Annotated in this window: 14 protein-coding genes; 13 read left to right on the top strand and 1 reads right to left on the bottom strand. The window is 53.4% G+C overall.

Features of this window, described 5'->3' with window-relative positions:
• Window positions 1–43: 43 nt before the first annotated feature.
• From M2403_RS13255 to deoD, 11 genes are all read left to right on the top strand, one after another.
• The gene (locus tag M2403_RS13255) at window positions 44–457 is read left to right on the top strand and encodes a DNA polymerase III subunit psi (RefSeq protein ID WP_152325212.1); all 414 of its coding nucleotides are present in this window, start codon (window positions 44–46) and stop codon (window positions 455–457) included.
• Window positions 426–869, top strand: a complete 444-nt coding sequence (rimI, locus tag M2403_RS13250; protein ID WP_152325211.1) for a ribosomal protein S18-alanine N-acetyltransferase — start codon at window positions 426–428, stop codon at window positions 867–869. The genes M2403_RS13255 and rimI overlap by 32 nt, the downstream gene beginning before the upstream one ends.
• 146 nt (window positions 870–1,015) lie before the next feature.
• On the top strand, window positions 1,016–2,605 hold the full coding sequence (gene prfC, locus M2403_RS13245) for a peptide chain release factor 3 (RefSeq protein ID WP_152325210.1): 1,590 nt from the start codon (window positions 1,016–1,018) through the stop codon (window positions 2,603–2,605).
• Window positions 2,606–3,037: 432 nt separating this feature from the next.
• Window positions 3,038–3,628: a molecular chaperone OsmY gene (gene osmY, locus M2403_RS13240; RefSeq protein WP_152325209.1), complete on the top strand. Its 591-nt coding sequence runs from the start codon at window positions 3,038–3,040 to the stop codon at window positions 3,626–3,628.
• A 311-nt stretch (window positions 3,629–3,939) separates the two neighbouring features.
• Entirely contained in the window at window positions 3,940–4,101 is a 162-nt protein-coding gene (locus M2403_RS13235) for a DUF1328 domain-containing protein (RefSeq protein ID WP_013577105.1), read from the top strand.
• A 283-nt stretch (window positions 4,102–4,384) separates the two neighbouring features.
• Window positions 4,385–5,497 carry a patatin family protein gene (locus M2403_RS13230; protein ID WP_235937376.1) on the top strand — a complete coding sequence of 371 codons (1,113 nt, stop codon included), beginning with the start codon at window positions 4,385–4,387 and terminating at the stop codon, window positions 5,495–5,497.
• On the top strand, window positions 5,494–6,282 hold the full coding sequence (locus tag M2403_RS13225; protein ID WP_208950037.1) for a TatD family hydrolase: 789 nt from the start codon (window positions 5,494–5,496) through the stop codon (window positions 6,280–6,282). The genes M2403_RS13230 and M2403_RS13225 overlap by 4 nt, the downstream gene beginning before the upstream one ends.
• A 538-nt stretch (window positions 6,283–6,820) precedes the next feature.
• On the top strand, window positions 6,821–7,600 hold the full coding sequence (deoC, locus tag M2403_RS13220) for a deoxyribose-phosphate aldolase (protein ID WP_152325206.1): 780 nt from the start codon (window positions 6,821–6,823) through the stop codon (window positions 7,598–7,600).
• A 90-nt stretch (window positions 7,601–7,690) separates the two neighbouring features.
• On the top strand, window positions 7,691–9,019 hold the full coding sequence (gene deoA, locus M2403_RS13215) for a thymidine phosphorylase (protein WP_152325205.1): 1,329 nt from the start codon (window positions 7,691–7,693) through the stop codon (window positions 9,017–9,019).
• A gap of 88 nt (window positions 9,020–9,107) precedes the next feature.
• The gene (gene deoB / locus M2403_RS13210) at window positions 9,108–10,331 is read left to right on the top strand and encodes a phosphopentomutase (RefSeq protein ID WP_152325204.1); all 1,224 of its coding nucleotides are present in this window, start codon (window positions 9,108–9,110) and stop codon (window positions 10,329–10,331) included.
• Window positions 10,332–10,414: 83 nt separating this feature from the next.
• On the top strand, window positions 10,415–11,134 hold the full coding sequence (gene deoD, locus M2403_RS13205) for a purine-nucleoside phosphorylase (protein WP_101075083.1): 720 nt from the start codon (window positions 10,415–10,417) through the stop codon (window positions 11,132–11,134).
• 216 nt (window positions 11,135–11,350) lie between these two features.
• Here the strand turns inward: deoD and M2403_RS13200 are convergent, their stop codons facing one another.
• Complete coding sequence (locus M2403_RS13200) at window positions 11,351–12,139, bottom strand: YtjB family periplasmic protein (RefSeq protein ID WP_152325203.1); 789 nt, start codon at window positions 12,137–12,139, stop codon at window positions 11,351–11,353.
• 150 nt (window positions 12,140–12,289) lie between these two features.
• Between M2403_RS13200 and serB the strand changes: the two genes are divergently transcribed.
• The gene (gene serB / locus M2403_RS13195) at window positions 12,290–13,255 is read left to right on the top strand and encodes a phosphoserine phosphatase (RefSeq protein ID WP_208950036.1); all 966 of its coding nucleotides are present in this window, start codon (window positions 12,290–12,292) and stop codon (window positions 13,253–13,255) included.
• A gap of 20 nt (window positions 13,256–13,275) precedes the next feature.
• The gene (gene radA / locus M2403_RS13190) at window positions 13,276–14,658 is read left to right on the top strand and encodes a DNA repair protein RadA (RefSeq protein ID WP_152325201.1); all 1,383 of its coding nucleotides are present in this window, start codon (window positions 13,276–13,278) and stop codon (window positions 14,656–14,658) included.
• Window positions 14,659–14,684: the final 26 nt, after the last annotated feature.

Genomic DNA, 14,684 nt, shown 5'->3' with positions numbered 1-14,684 from the left:
AGCATAGCCGGGCTTTTCGCTATTCAACGGGCAGGGATCAGGCATGGCATCCAGACGAGATACACTGTTACAACAACTGGGCATTACCCAGTGGACGCTGCGCCGGCCTGCGGTTTTGCAGGGTGAAGTCGCCGTGAGCCTGCCTGCGGAGACAAAATTATTGATTGTCGCCGATGTGCCGCCCGCTGAAGATGATCCGCTGGTGCGCGATGTGCTCCGCAGTCTGGCACTGGCTGAACCGCAGGTTTACCGCCTGACGCCGGAACAGGTAACCATGTTGCCGGAAGACACCCGCTGCAATATCTGGCGACTGGGTTTGAGCGAACCGCTTACGCTCGCCGGTACGCAGTTATCCAGCCCGGCTCTCGCCGGGCTTTATCAAGACGCCAGCGCAAAACGCGCACTCTGGCAGCAGATCTGTGAAAATGAACAACATTTCTATCCTGACGCCCGCTGATCTTCCCCGCGCACTTGAAATTGAACAGGCCAGCCATGCTTTTCCGTGGACGGAAAAAACGCTCGCCAGCAATCAGGGCGAACGCTATCTGAATCTCAAAATCATGCGCAACGACGTGATGGCCGGTTTTGCTATTACGCAAATCGTTCTTGATGAAGCCACGCTGTTCAATATTGCCATCGATCCGGCATTTCAGCGTCAGGGCTTAGGCCGGGCCTTGCTGGAAGACGTCATCCAACAGATTGAGAAAAAAGACGTTTTCACACTCTGGCTGGAAGTCCGCGCCTCCAACGCAAAAGCCATCGCGTTATACGAAAGCTTGGGCTTTAACGAAGTCTCCATCCGCCGTAACTATTATCCCGCCGCACAAGGCCGCGAAGACGCGATTATGATGGCGCTGCCGCTGGGTTAGCACACAAAAAAACCATTGATTGCCCATCCCGTCTAAATCAGTGAAAATAGCCGGCTATAACTTTTATTACCGCTTTGCCTGACGTCACCTTCTGACGTGAAGTGAATCCCGATGCAGGGCGGACCAACCGCAGAAACGTGAAAAACATGTCTCCAAGTGAATACGCCCTTGAAGTGGCTAAGCGCCGCACATTTGCCATCATCTCTCACCCCGATGCCGGTAAAACCACGATCACCGAAAAAGTTCTGTTATTCGGACAGGCAATCCAGACCGCCGGTACGGTAAAAGGCCGTGGCTCCAGCCACCACGCCAAATCCGACTGGATGGAAATGGAAAAGCAACGTGGTATCTCCATCACCACGTCCGTGATGCAGTTTCCGTACAAACAGTGTCTGGTTAATCTGCTCGACACCCCGGGGCACGAAGACTTCTCCGAAGATACTTACCGTACCCTGACCGCCGTTGACTGCTGTCTGATGGTGATCGACGCCGCAAAAGGTGTCGAAGACCGTACCCGTAAGCTGATGGAAGTAACGCGTCTGCGTGATACACCGATCCTGACTTTCATGAACAAACTCGACCGTGACATCCGCGACCCGATGGAAGTGATGGACGAAGTGGAGCGCGAGCTGAAAATTGCCTGCTCTCCGATTACCTGGCCGATCGGCTGCGGTAAATTGTTCAAAGGGGTTTATCACCTCTATAAAGATGAAGTTTATCTGTATCAGACCGGTAAAGGGCACACCATTCAGGAAGTTCGCGTGGTCAAAGGTTTGGATAATCCTGAACTCGATGCCGCCGTCGGCGAAGATCTGGCTGCGCAACTGCGTGATGAACTGGAACTGGTGCAGGGCGCATCGCATGAATTCGACCACGAAGCGTTCCTGCAGGGCGAACTGACGCCGGTATTCTTCGGTACCGCACTTGGCAACTTTGGTGTTGACCATATGCTCGACGGTCTGGTGGACTGGGCGCCTGCGCCGATGCCGCGTAAAACCGATCTGCGCGAAGTCAAAGCCGATGACGAGAAATTCACCGGTTTCGTGTTTAAAATTCAGGCCAACATGGATCCCAAACACCGTGACCGCGTGGCGTTCATGCGTGTGGTATCTGGTAAATATGAAAAAGGCATGAAGCTGCGTCAGGTGCGTACCGGCAAGGACGTGGTGATTTCTGATGCACTGACCTTTATGGCTGGCGACCGTTCGCACGTTGAAGAAGCTTATCCGGGCGACATTATCGGTCTGCATAACCATGGCACCATTCAGATTGGCGACACCTTTACTCAGGGTGAGAACATGAAGTTCACCGGCATTCCTAACTTTGCCCCTGAACTGTTCCGTCGTATCCGTCTGCGCGATCCACTGAAACAGAAACAGCTGCTGAAAGGGCTGGTGCAGCTTTCTGAAGAAGGCGCGGTGCAGGTCTTCCGCCCGATTTCTAACAACGATCTGATCGTCGGTGCGGTCGGTGTTCTGCAGTTTGAAGTGGTTGTGGCGCGTCTGAAAAGTGAATACAACGTCGAAGCAATCTATGAGTCGGTGAACGTTTCTACCGCCCGCTGGGTAGAATGCAACGATGTTAAGAAATTCGAAGAATTTAAACGCAAGAACGAAACCAATCTGGCGCTCGATGGTGGCGATAACTTAGCGTATATCGCCCCGACGATGGTGAACCTGAATCTGGCTTCTGAGCGTTATCCGGAAGTGAAATTCCGCAAAACCCGCGAACATTAATCTTCGTATGATCCGGTTTTGAAACAGAAAGACGGCAAGGTTGCCGTCTTTTTTTTCGCCATTTTCTGTTAAAAGTGATTTGCCTCGCATTTTTCCCTGCTCGTTTTATCGCCTCTTTGCCTGAAAAATGGGCGCAAACTGCCTCAAACCCTAAGACTTGTCTGCATTAAGGGCCTTATTCGACGATCTTCCTACACATCTGATCATTCTTGACTATATTAAATGTGTGTTCAGGAAACGGTGGCTTAAAGCACTGCTTTAAAGTCACGCAACAGAGAGTTGTATCGTGAGGCGATAAAAAGCCAGAACAAAACAATGTACTCTGCTACAAGGAAAGTAAAAACAGCAGCAATACAATTTGTTATAAGGCGTCACCAAGAATGTGACGTGCAGAGCCGAAAGCAAGGCTTATAAACCGAAAGGAAGAAATCGATGAAAAACTCTAAATTTGCCTATTCAATGATGGCCGTAGTACTGGGTACCGCACTGATGAGCGGTAGCGCTTTGGCTGCAACGACTACAGATAGCGCAGGTGCAAAAATCGATAGCTCCATGAAGAAAGTTGATAACTACATGGGCGACAGCGCCATCACAGCGAAAGTAAAAAGTGCTCTGGTGGATGATAAAGCCATCAAAAGCAGCGACATTTCTGTCACTACAACTTCAGGCGTTGTCACGCTGAGCGGCTTTGTCGGCTCACAGGCTGAAGCGGAACAGGCTGTTGCAGCAGCGACCAAAGTGGAAGGTGTGAAATCTGTCAGCGACAAACTGCACACCAAAGACAGCAAAGATCAGAGCGTGAAAGGGTATGCCGGCGACAGCGCCACAACAGCGTCTGTCAAAGCTAAACTGCTGGCCGATGACATCGTCCCTTCACGTAACGTGAAAGTTGAAACCACTGACGGTGTGGTACAGCTCTCCGGTGCAGTGAAAGATCAGGCACAGTCTGACCGTGCAGAAAGCGTTGCGAAAACTGTTGATGGCGTGAAAAGCGTCAAAAATGACCTGAAAGTCGCACCGTAACGATCCTCTGTTATACCTGTTGTACAAGGTGCCCTCCGAAGGGCGGGCGCCTCATCTTTGAATAACGCATAACAATATTTGTGTTGCCCGTGCAATATTCGGGATGGACATGTTTTGCCTGATGTCAGAAAAAAGATCGTGACTGAATCTCTAACACTTTAATTTTTCGACTACCTTTATTAAGTAAGCTGTTTTTTGTATCCGGTATACAACCGGTTAATAAAGCGTCAGAAAGGCAACAGTGAGTCCGGCCCGAAGCGGGGCACCACCTTTTAAACTGGCAAAGTGAAAATAGGGTAAAGGAGAAGCTTATGTTTCGTTGGGGCATTATTTTTCTAATCATCGCGTTAATCGCGGCGGCTCTCGGTTTTGGTGGTTTGGCGGGTACAGCTGCCTGGGCTGCAAAAATCGTCTTCGTAGTCGGTATCATTCTGTTCCTGGTCAGCCTGTTTACCGGTCGTAAACGACTCTGACCGCATCATTGATTTGATGCCAATAAGCGTTAATGAATGACATCGCCCCCTTCAGTGAAGGGGGCGATTCTTTTATGGGTACAGTTTGCCCGTTAACAGGACGTAACGATTTTATCGGCCAATTTAGGCAAGTAATTCACGCAAAACGAGAAGTCGGGGTATGCTCAGAAAGGAGGCCGGTAAAAGGCCAATAGTGTAATGCCGATTTTGCGAGGATAGCGCGTTGGGATACAGAATACCTGTCACGCTGGGGAATATAGAACCGCTGGCGTATAAACCTTATATGCCGGGGAAAATTGCCCTGGTTTGTGAAGGAGGAGGACAGAGAGGCATTTTTACCGCAGGCGTTTTGGATGAATTCCAGCGGGCTCGTTTTAATCCTTTTGATCTCTATCTGGGCACATCAGCAGGCGCGCAAAACCTTTCCGCGTTTGTTTGCGGCCAGCCCGGTTACGCCCGCAGAGTCATCACCCGCTACACCACCAGCCCTGACTTTTTCAACCCTCTGCGCTTTGTGCGTGGCGGACACCTTATCGATCTCGACTGGCTGGTCGATGAAACGTCCAAAAACATGCCGCTGGCGATGGAAAGTGCAGAAAAACTGCTGATCGACGGCCGTGAGTTTCTGATGTGCGCCTGCCGTAGCGATGATTACACGGCCAACTATTTTGCGCCGACGCGTGAAAACTGGTTGCCGGTGATCAAAGCGTCCAGCGCGATCCCCGGTTTTTACCGCATGGGCGTGGATCTGGATGGTATCAGCTATCAGGATGGCGGGATCAGCGATGCGATCCCGGTTGAGGAAGCTTACCGCCGCGGCGCAGATACCATTGTGGTGATCCGCACCGTGCCGTCGGCGATGTTCTACACGCCGCAGTGGATGAAACGGATGGAGCAGTGGCTGAGTGAAAGCAGTCTGCAACAGCTGGTGCGCATGATGCAGCATCACGAAGAAAGCTATCACCGCATTCAGCAGTTCATTGAAAATCCGCCGGATGATGTGCGCATTTTCGAAATCTTCCCGCCAAAACCGCTGGCCAGCCACGCGCTGGGAAGCCGTCTTCCTGCGCTGAACCAGGATTATCATCTCGGCCGCCGTTGCGGACGTTATTTCCTTTCTGCTGCTGCGCACTGGCTGATGCCGCGCGAAAACGAACGGCCTTATCCACAGATTACTCCGCGCGTTAGCCGTCCAAAACGCATCGTGGTGCCGCAGGACGAGCCGGAGAATGTGATCCCGCTGGCCGCCGCCAGCAGCACAATCGAGCAGATTATTCTCGATCCCGCCGTGCTGACGGATATGGTCGCCGATGGCGGCGTAGTCCGTCCGGCGGCGATGAGCGACAATGCGCCGGCTGAGAGTCATTTTCCGGCCAGCGAAGGTGATAAGTTGTGAGTTTCACGTTCATCGATACGCATTGCCATTTCGATTTTCCGCCTTTTACCGGCGCAGAAGCGGACAGCCTGCGTCTCGCCGGTGAATCGGGTGTCCGCGAGATTATCGTGCCTGCCGTGACGGCAGATCGCTTTCGCGGCATTCTTGCGCTCGCCAAAAATCACCCGCAGATCCACGCCGCGCTCGGGCTGCATCCTTTATATATCGCGCAGCACAAGGATCAGGATGTCGAATTGCTGGAAGCGTTGCTCAGCCACCGTGATGTGCGGCTGGTCGCAGTAGGCGAAATCGGGCTGGATTTATACATGGAAGACCCGATGTTTGAGCAACAACAGCGGTTGCTTAAAACTCAGTTTTCCCTGGCAAAAAAAGAGAATCTGCCGGTGATTTTGCATTCACGCCGCAGCCACGATCAGCTCGCCGCGATGTTACGGCAGGCGAAACTGCCCGCGACCGGCGTGGTACACGGTTTTGCCGGAAGCCTTTCTCAGGCGCAGGCGTTTATTAAACTCGGTTATGCGATAGGCGTCGGCGGAACGATTAGTTACGAACGTGCGCAGAAAACCCGTCAGGTGATGGCGCAGTTGCCACTCTCTTCTTTACTGCTCGAAACCGATGCGCCGGATATGCCGTTGCAGGGTTTTCAGGGACAACCTAACCGGCCGGAACGCGCCGCTGTGGTGTTTGATGTGTTATGCCAGTTGCGTACAGAATCTGCGCAGGAAATCGCCGATACGTTGCTCGCCAACACCCGCCGGGTCTTTCAGTTATCTGCACGGCAGTAATTCGTTATACTTTTTGTGATTTAAATAACATTTTTATTGCCCGGCATTTCTTGCTGTCTTTGGATTGTTCGCTGTGGTGCGATTTATGTTCTCTTTAAAATGTTATTATTATAACATTCGCCACAAGATCGCCGGTCGGCGTTCTCTGTATATCCGCCTGAACTTCGCTTGTCATGAATCGGGTATACACTCTTATCTGGTTTAGACGCTGAGCATAGCGCCGTTAAAGTGTGACTTGAGTCTCATTTTAATAAGCAACGTTGCAAACGGTTTTCATTTTGTGTGAAATACTGCACACAGGAACCTGATGTGACGTGTTCAAATAGTCACAACGAATTGGCATCAGCCAATCAAAGCGCGGTGAGAAGGATCTCAGTTGCCACGTAAGCCACAGGGTTTACGCACGCTATCTTCATGGAACCAAGTCCGCTCGCCAACGTGCAGAATTCTTTCCCCCGATGTTAACCACCGGAATGAATTCATGACTGTATGCTCAGTTCTGGCCGGTCGCTGGAATTGAAAATTGTTGGAGAGTTATATGACCGATTTAACCGCCGCAGCGCAACGTGCGCTGAACCTGATGGATTTAACCACGCTGAACGAAGACGACACCGATGCAAAAGTGATCGCCCTTTGTCACCAGGCAAAAAGCCCGGCAGGTAACACCGCTGCTGTCTGTATTTATCCTCGTTTTATTCCTGTTGCCCGTAAAACCCTGCGCGAGCAAGGAACGCCGGACATCCGCATTGCGACCGTGACGAACTTCCCACACGGTAATGACGATCTCGACATTGCGCTGGCAGAAACCCGCGCAGCGATTGCTTACGGTGCCGACGAAGTTGACGTGGTATTCCCGTACCGCGCGCTGATCGCCGGTAACGAGCAAATCGGTTTTGAGATGGTTAAACAGTGCAAAGAAGCCTGTGCAGCCGCAAATGTTCTGCTGAAAGTGATCATCGAAACCGGTGAGCTGAAACAGGACGCGCTGATCCGCAAAGCCTCCGAAATTGCTATCAAAGCAGGCGCTGATTTCATCAAAACCTCAACCGGTAAAGTGCCTGAAAACGCAACATTGCACAGCGCTGAACTGATGATGAGCGTGATTGCTGAAATGGGCGTGGGCAAAACCGTCGGTTTCAAACCGGCCGGTGGCGTGAAAACCGCTGAAGATGCTGCGCAATATCTGGCACTGGCTGACCGCCTGCTGGGTCGCGAATGGGCTGATGCACGTCACTTCCGTTTCGGCGCTTCCAGCCTGCTGGCAAGCCTGCTGACCACTCTTGGTCACGCTGGTCAGAAAGCCACCAGCAGCTATTAATCACTGTTGTTATGCCGATGCCGTGGCGCTGTTTTGCAGCGTCCGGTATTGGCGTTCACATTTAGCGTTCAGCTCAGGCAGGGGGATACCTTGTTTCTCGCACAAGAAATTATTCGAAAAAAACGTGACGGCCAGCCTTTAAGCGACGAAGAAATTCGTTTCTTTGTGAACGGCATTCGCGACAGTCAGGTTTCAGAAGGTCAGATTGCCGCACTGGCAATGACCATCTATTTCAATGATATGACCATGAAAGAACGTGTTTCGCTGACCATGGCGATGCGCGATTCCGGCACCGTGCTGGACTGGAAAAGCCTCAACCTGAACGGCCCGGTTGTGGATAAACATTCCACCGGCGGCGTGGGTGACGTGACCTCCCTGATGCTGGGCCCGATGGTGGCAGCCTGTGGCGGTTATGTCCCGATGATTTCAGGCCGTGGCCTCGGTCATACCGGCGGTACGCTCGATAAACTCGAAGCGATCCCGGGCTTTGATATTTTCCCGGATGACAGCCGTTTTCGCAGCATCATCCAGGACGTTGGTGTGGCGATTATCGGCCAGACCAGCTCGCTGGCACCGGCGGACAAACGCTTCTACGCAACGCGTGATATCACCGCGACCGTGGATTCTATCCCGCTGATTACCGCATCGATCCTCGCCAAAAAACTGGCCGAAGGGCTGGACGCGCTGGTCATGGACGTCAAAGTGGGCTCCGGCGCGTTTATGCCGACCTACCAGCTTTCAGAAGATCTGGCACAGGCGATTGTGGATGTGGCAAATGGCGCGGGTTGCAAAACCACGGCGCTGCTGACCGACATGAATCAGGTGCTGGCATCAAGTGCCGGAAATGCGGTGGAAGTGCGCGAAGCCGTGCGCTTCCTGACCGGCGAATACCGCAATCCGCGTCTGCTGGAAGTCACCATGGCGCTGTGCGTTGAAATGCTGCTGTCCGGTGGACTGGCAAAAGATGACGCTGATGCCCGCAGCAAATTGCAGGCGGTGCTGGATAACGGCAAAGCGGCTGAAGTTTTTGGTCGCATGATTGCGGCGCAAAAAGGCCCGACCGATTTCATCGAAAATTACGACAACTATCTGCAACAGGCGACGCTGAGCAAACCGGTTTACGCCGAAACAAACGGCATTGTCAGTGCGATGGATACCCGCGCGCTGGGCATGGCGGTGGTGTCACTGGGTGGTGGTCGTCGTCGTGCCAGCGATGCTATCGATTACAGCGTCGGTCTGACCCACATGGCGCAACTTGGTCAGCAGGTGGATACCCGTCAGCCACTGGCGATGATCCACGCGAACAGTGAAGCGGCCTGGCAGCAGGCAGCGCAGGAAGTGCGCGCGGCCATTGTCCTGAGTGACAAAGCGCCGGAAAGCACGCCGGTGGTTTATCGCCGGATCAGCGGCAAAGCTTGATTTCAGGCTGAATCGCCCCCATTTAAGAGTGATCAGGTGCGCGGCAGTTCCGCGTGACCCAATGCGTAACCATTCGCAGGAGAGCAAAATGAAACGTACATTTATCATGGTGTTAGACTCATTCGGTATCGGTGCCAGTGAAGATGCCGAGCGCTTTGGCGATGCCGGTTCTGACACATTGGGCCATATCGCGGCTGCCTGCGCGCGTGGCGAAGCCGACAAAGGTCGCAAAGGGCCGCTGAATCTGCCGAACCTGACCCGTCTTGGGCTGGCGAAAGCCGCTGAAGAATCCACCGGAAAAATCCCGGAAGGCATGGACGGTAATTCTGAAATTACCGGCGCTTATGCTTATGCGAGCGAACTTTCCTCCGGTAAAGATACCCCGTCAGGCCACTGGGAAATCGCCGGTGTGCCTGTTCTTTTCGACTGGGGTTATTTCAGCGATACCACCAACAGTTTCCCGCAGGAACTGCTGGATAAGCTGGTGAAACGCGCCAATCTGCCGGGCTACCTCGGCAACTGCCACTCATCCGGCACCGTCGTGCTGGACGATTTAGGCGAAGAACACATGAAAACCGGCAAGCCGATTTTCTACACCTCTGCGGACTCCGTTTTCCAGATTGCCTGCCACGAAGAAACTTTCGGGCTGGATCGCCTGTATGAACTGTGCGAAATCGCCCGTGAAGAACTGACTGAAGGCGGTTACAACATTGGCCGTGTTATCGCGCGTCCGTTTATCGGCGACAAAGCCGGTCATTTCGAGCGTACCGGTAACCGTCATGATTTGGCGGTGGAGCCACCGGCACCGACCATCCTGAAAAAACTGGTTGATGAGAAAAACGGCCACGTAGTTTCCGTTGGTAAAATCGCGGATATCTATGCGCAGGTCGGTATTACAAAAAAAGTGAAAGCCACCGGGCTGGACGCGCTGTTTGACGCGACCATTAAAGAGATGAAAGAAGCGGGTGATAAGACAATCGTCTTCACCAACTTTGTTGATTTCGACTCTTCTTACGGCCACCGTCGTGATGTTCCGGGCTATGCCGCTGCGCTTGAGCTGTTCGACCGCCGTATGCCGGAACTGCTGGAGCTGGTGAAAGAAGATGACATTATTATCTTCACCGCTGACCACGGTTGCGACCCGACCTGGCGCGGCACAGACCATACCCGTGAGCACATTCCGGTGTTAATCTATGGTCCTAAAGTAAAACCGGGCTCGCTGGGCCACCGTGAAACCTTCGCGGACATCGGGCAGACGGTCGCGAAATACTTCGATCTGACGCCGATGGATTACGGTAAATCCATGCTGTAACGATTAGAATGCGCGGCCAGTAAAGCTTACTGGCCGCGTTTTTATTATGAACATGACACCTCGCAGAATTAAGGAATAAGAAGATGGCAACTCCACACATTAATGCTGAAATGGGCGACTTCGCTGACGTAGTGCTGATGCCGGGCGATCCGCTGCGCGCCAAGCACATCGCGGAAACTTTCCTTCAGGACGTTAAGCAGGTGAATGACGTGCGTGGGATGCTGGGCTTCACCGGCACCTACAAAGGCCGCAAAATCTCTGTTATGGGCCACGGCATGGGCATTCCTTCCTGCTCAATTTATGCCAAAGAGCTGATCACCGAATTCGGCGTCAAAAAAATCATCCGTGTGGGTTCCTGCGGCGCGGTACGTGAAGACATCAAACTGCGTGATATCGTGATTGGCATGGGTGCCTGCACCGATTCCAAAGTGAACCGCATGCGTTTTAAAGATCACGATTACGCGGCTATCGCCGATTACGACATGGTGCGTAACGCTGCTGATGCGGCAAAAGCTAAAGGCATTAATGCCCGCGTTGGTAACATCTTCTCCGCTGATCTGTTCTACACGCCAGACCCGCAAATGTTCGACGTGATGGAAAAATACGGCATTCTGGGTGTGGAAATGGAAGCCGCCGGTATCTACGGCGTGGCAGCTGAATTCGGCGCAAAAGCGCTGACCATCTGTACCGTTTCCGACCATATCCGTACGCACGAACAAACCACTGCCGCTGAACGTCAGACGACCTTCAACGACATGATCGAAATCGCGCTGGAATCCGTTCTGCTGGGCGACAAAGAATAAATTCTGCATACATTGCAGAAACTGAAACGGGCGCCGATGGGCGCCCGTTTTGCTATGCAATTTTCTATTCATCACTGAGCTGCTCATGTCTGAACTTGTGGATTTACTGCGTCATGCAGCCTGACGGCAAAAGAGATTACTGAACGCCTGCACATCACCCAGCCCACGCTATCCAGGTGGAAGAATTAAAATTGCCTGTTCAGCGGCTGGTCTGAATCACTTAGGCCGGCTGCGTTTCAGACTGCGGTAAGCGGCCTGAGCCGCTTCTTTAGTTTGTGCTTCGGTTGCGGGTTTTGCCTCGGCAACTTCGGCTTCCGGTTCAGGAATATTCAGCACCGGCGGCGGGCCGAATTCGTCCGTTTCCTCTTCCTGCTCGTCATCTTCTTTCACTGGTTTACTGGCGGTCAGCAGGAATGGCGATTGCTGCCAGCGCGAACGGCGTCCTTGCAACAGTGTCCGAGCCAGAATAATGCCCACACCCAGTGCGGCGAGCATCATCAGACGCAACAGATTGGTGGTGTTATCGACCTGCTTCGATTCCGTTGCCAGAACATGCGTATCGAGCGTGATGCGCAAAAATCCGCTCGGACCATTTTTATCTTCTATCGGCACCACAATCTGATGATTGAAGTAGCTGCCCGCGCGTTTGCCGTCCAGCGATAACCGGTCGCGAACCGGCACCTGCTCGCCCGCATGGGCCACCAGGGAGCCGTCGGATTCATAAACGCTGGCATCAAGAATGCGACTGCCATCGGTAAGCTGACTCAAAATAGTGGAAATTTGCGCGATATCAGCGCCATCATTGTCGCTGTCCATCAGTGGCGCGAGTGAAAATGCCACCTGCTTCGCGAGTGTCTGGGCGAGTTGCTCTACCTGAGTGGAACGTGCCAGTTGATGTCCCAGGCTGAAATAGGATGCGCCTTGCATCAGAATGACTAATAACGCCAGGCTTATCAGTACGATAGCAGCGCGGTGCAGGCGAAATTTAAGTTTGGCCTTGGCCATTCTGTTTCCTTGCGATTTTCGATGACTTTAATGTTGCCAGAAGAGGTGACGATAGGGTAGCTTGATGCCTCGTTTTACCCGGCGTTACCTCTGCCTTTTGACTCGTTTTACGAACCGTCGTTTATAACAAAACAATCTACCGGAGCCATCATGCCAAACAGTCTGACCTATTGCGATCTTCCTGCGGAGATCCACCAATGGCCGGGACTTCCCCTTTCACTGAGCGGTGATGAAGTCATGCCACTCGATTACCGGGCGGGACACACCGGATGGCTGCTCTATGGTAGAAAACTGGATAAAACGAGCATTACGCTTTTCCAGCGCCGCTTAGGCCGTGCTCTGGTGATTGTCAGTGCATGGGCAGTGGAAGGTTATCAGGTTGTTCGTCTGGCGGGTTCACTGACCTCCGACGCACAAGTTCTGGCCGAATCTTTTGAATTCGATGTCGCCCAGTTGGGGAAAGTGCCTTACCTGCGAACGCCTGGCCTGCTGGTTATGGACATGGATTCTACCGCGATTGAGATTGAATGCATCGACGAAATTGCCAAACTGGCGGGCGTCGGTGTGCAGGTGGCCGAAGTCACCGAACGTGCGATGCGCGGCGAGCTGGATTTCTCCGCCAGCCTGCGTCAGCGCGTTGCGACGCTCAAAGATGCCGATGCCGGGATCCTTGAGCAGGTGCGTCAGACATTACCGCTGATGCCGGGCCTGACCGTGATGGTTCAGCGCTTGCAGGAAGCGGGCTGGCACGTGGCGATTGCGTCCGGGGGTTTCACGTATTACGCCGAATATCTGCGTGATCGGCTGAATCTGGTCGACGTGGCGGCGAATGAGCTGGAAGTCCGCGACGGTAAGCTGACCGGACGCGTGATCGGGCCAATTGTTGATGCCCAATACAAAGCCGATACGCTGCTAAAACTGGCGGAAAAACTGGGCATTTCTCAGGAGCAAACTATCGCAATCGGCGATGGCGCCAACGATCTCAAAATGATGGCCGTTGCGGGGATGGGCATCGCTTATCACGCGAAACCGAAAGTGTATGAACAGGCTGCCGTTTGCATCCGTCATGCCGATTTACTCGGTGTTTTATGCATCCTGAGCGGCAGTCAGTCTTAATAAAAATAAAGAGGTAAGTTGTGGCGAAAGCAGCAAAACGTGCATTTGTGTGTAATGAATGTGGCGCAGATTATCCGCGCTGGCAGGGGCAGTGCAGTGCGTGTCAGGCCTGGAACAGCATTACTGAAATCCGTTTAGCGGCTTCCCCGACTGTGGCGCGTAACGAGCGCCTGACCGGTTACGCGGGTGATGCTGGCGTAAGCCGTGTACAAAAACTCTCTGATATCAGCCTCGATGAACTTCCGCGTTTCAGCACCGGTTTCAAGGAATTTGACCGCGTGCTGGGCGGTGGCGTGGTGCCCGGCAGTGCGATTCTTATCGGCGGTAATCCGGGCGCGGGCAAAAGTACGCTGTTGCTGCAAATTTTGTGTCACCTCAGCGAAAACATGAAAACCCTGTACGTCACCGGCGAAGAATCACTGCAACAGGTGGCGATGCGCGCGCATCGTTTGGGTTTACCGACGTCGAACATGAACATGTTGTCGGAAACCAGCATTGAACAGATCTGTGAAATTGCCGACAAAGAACAGCCGAAACTGATGGTGATCGACTCCATTCAGGTGATGCACATGGCGGACATTCAGTCATCGCCGGGTACGGTCGCACAGGTGCGCGAAACCGCCGCCTATCTCACCCGTTTTGCGAAAACGCGCGGTGTGGCGATTGTGATGGTCGGCCACGTCACCAAAGACGGATCGCTCGCCGGGCCGAAAGTGCTCGAACACTGTATCGACTGTTCCGTTCTGCTCGACGGCGATGCCGACTCCCGTTTCCGTACCTTACGCAGCCATAAAAACCGCTTCGGTGCAGTGAATGAACTGGGCGTATTCGCCATGACCGAGCAGGGGCTGCGCGAAGTCAGTAATCCCTCGGCCATTTTCCTGAGCCGTGGCGATGAAATTACGTCGGGTAGTTCGGTGATGGTGCTGTGGGAAGGGACGCGGCCACTGCTGGTTGAAGTACAGGCGCTGGTTGATCACTCGATGATGGGAAATCCGCGTCGCGTGGCTGTCGGGCTTGAGCAAAACCGGCTGGCGATCCTGCTGGCGGTTCTGCACCGTCATGGCGGTTTGCAGATGGCGGATCAGGACGTGTTCGTTAACGTCGTGGGTGGCGTGAAAGTGACGGAAACCAGTGCGGATCTCGCGCTGCTGCTGTCGCTGGTTTCCAGCCTGCGCGACCGTCCTCTGCCGCAGGATTTAGTGGTGTTTGGTGAAGTGGGGCTGGCGGGGGAAATCCGCCCGGTGCCCAGCGGTCAGGAGCGTATCACCGAAGCGGCGAAGCACGGATTTAAACGCGCCATCGTGCCGCACGCCAATGTGCCGAAAAAAGTCCCTGCCGGAATGCAGGTGTTTGGTGTCAAAAAACTGGCAGATGCGCTGGCGATCCTCGACGATTTGTAACGGTTGTCTGGTGTCAATTAAGCCTG

Origin of the sequence: Rahnella sp. BIGb0603 (assembly GCF_024808755.1) — a bacterium.
In the GTDB taxonomy this organism is placed as follows: domain Bacteria; phylum Pseudomonadota; class Gammaproteobacteria; order Enterobacterales; family Enterobacteriaceae; genus Rahnella; species Rahnella contaminans.
The sequence above is the reverse complement of the archived record's forward strand: the minus strand, read 5'-3'. Positions and strand labels throughout refer to the sequence as shown.

What these genes read in the sequence shown, in the direction of transcription:
- M2403_RS13255 (WP_152325212.1), top strand. Translation starts at nt 44, where the DNA reads ATGGCATCCAGACGAGATACACTGTTACAACAACTGGGCATTACCCAG.
- prfC (WP_152325210.1), top strand. Translation starts at nt 1,016, where the DNA reads ATGTCTCCAAGTGAATACGCCCTTGAAGTGGCTAAGCGCCGCACATTT.
- M2403_RS13230 (WP_235937376.1), top strand. Translation starts at nt 4,385, where the DNA reads ATGCCGGGGAAAATTGCCCTGGTTTGTGAAGGAGGAGGACAGAGAGGC.
- deoC (WP_152325206.1), top strand. Translation starts at nt 6,821, where the DNA reads ATGACCGATTTAACCGCCGCAGCGCAACGTGCGCTGAACCTGATGGAT.
- serB (WP_208950036.1), top strand. Translation starts at nt 12,290, where the DNA reads ATGCCAAACAGTCTGACCTATTGCGATCTTCCTGCGGAGATCCACCAA.
- osmY (WP_152325209.1), top strand. Translation starts at nt 3,038, where the DNA reads ATGAAAAACTCTAAATTTGCCTATTCAATGATGGCCGTAGTACTGGGT.
- rimI (WP_152325211.1), top strand. Translation starts at nt 426, where the DNA reads ATGAACAACATTTCTATCCTGACGCCCGCTGATCTTCCCCGCGCACTT.
- deoB (WP_152325204.1), top strand. Translation starts at nt 9,108, where the DNA reads ATGAAACGTACATTTATCATGGTGTTAGACTCATTCGGTATCGGTGCC.
- M2403_RS13200 (WP_152325203.1), bottom strand. Translation starts at nt 12,139, where the DNA reads ATGGCCAAGGCCAAACTTAAATTTCGCCTGCACCGCGCTGCTATCGTA.
- deoD (WP_101075083.1), top strand. Translation starts at nt 10,415, where the DNA reads ATGGCAACTCCACACATTAATGCTGAAATGGGCGACTTCGCTGACGTA.
- M2403_RS13235 (WP_013577105.1), top strand. Translation starts at nt 3,940, where the DNA reads ATGTTTCGTTGGGGCATTATTTTTCTAATCATCGCGTTAATCGCGGCG.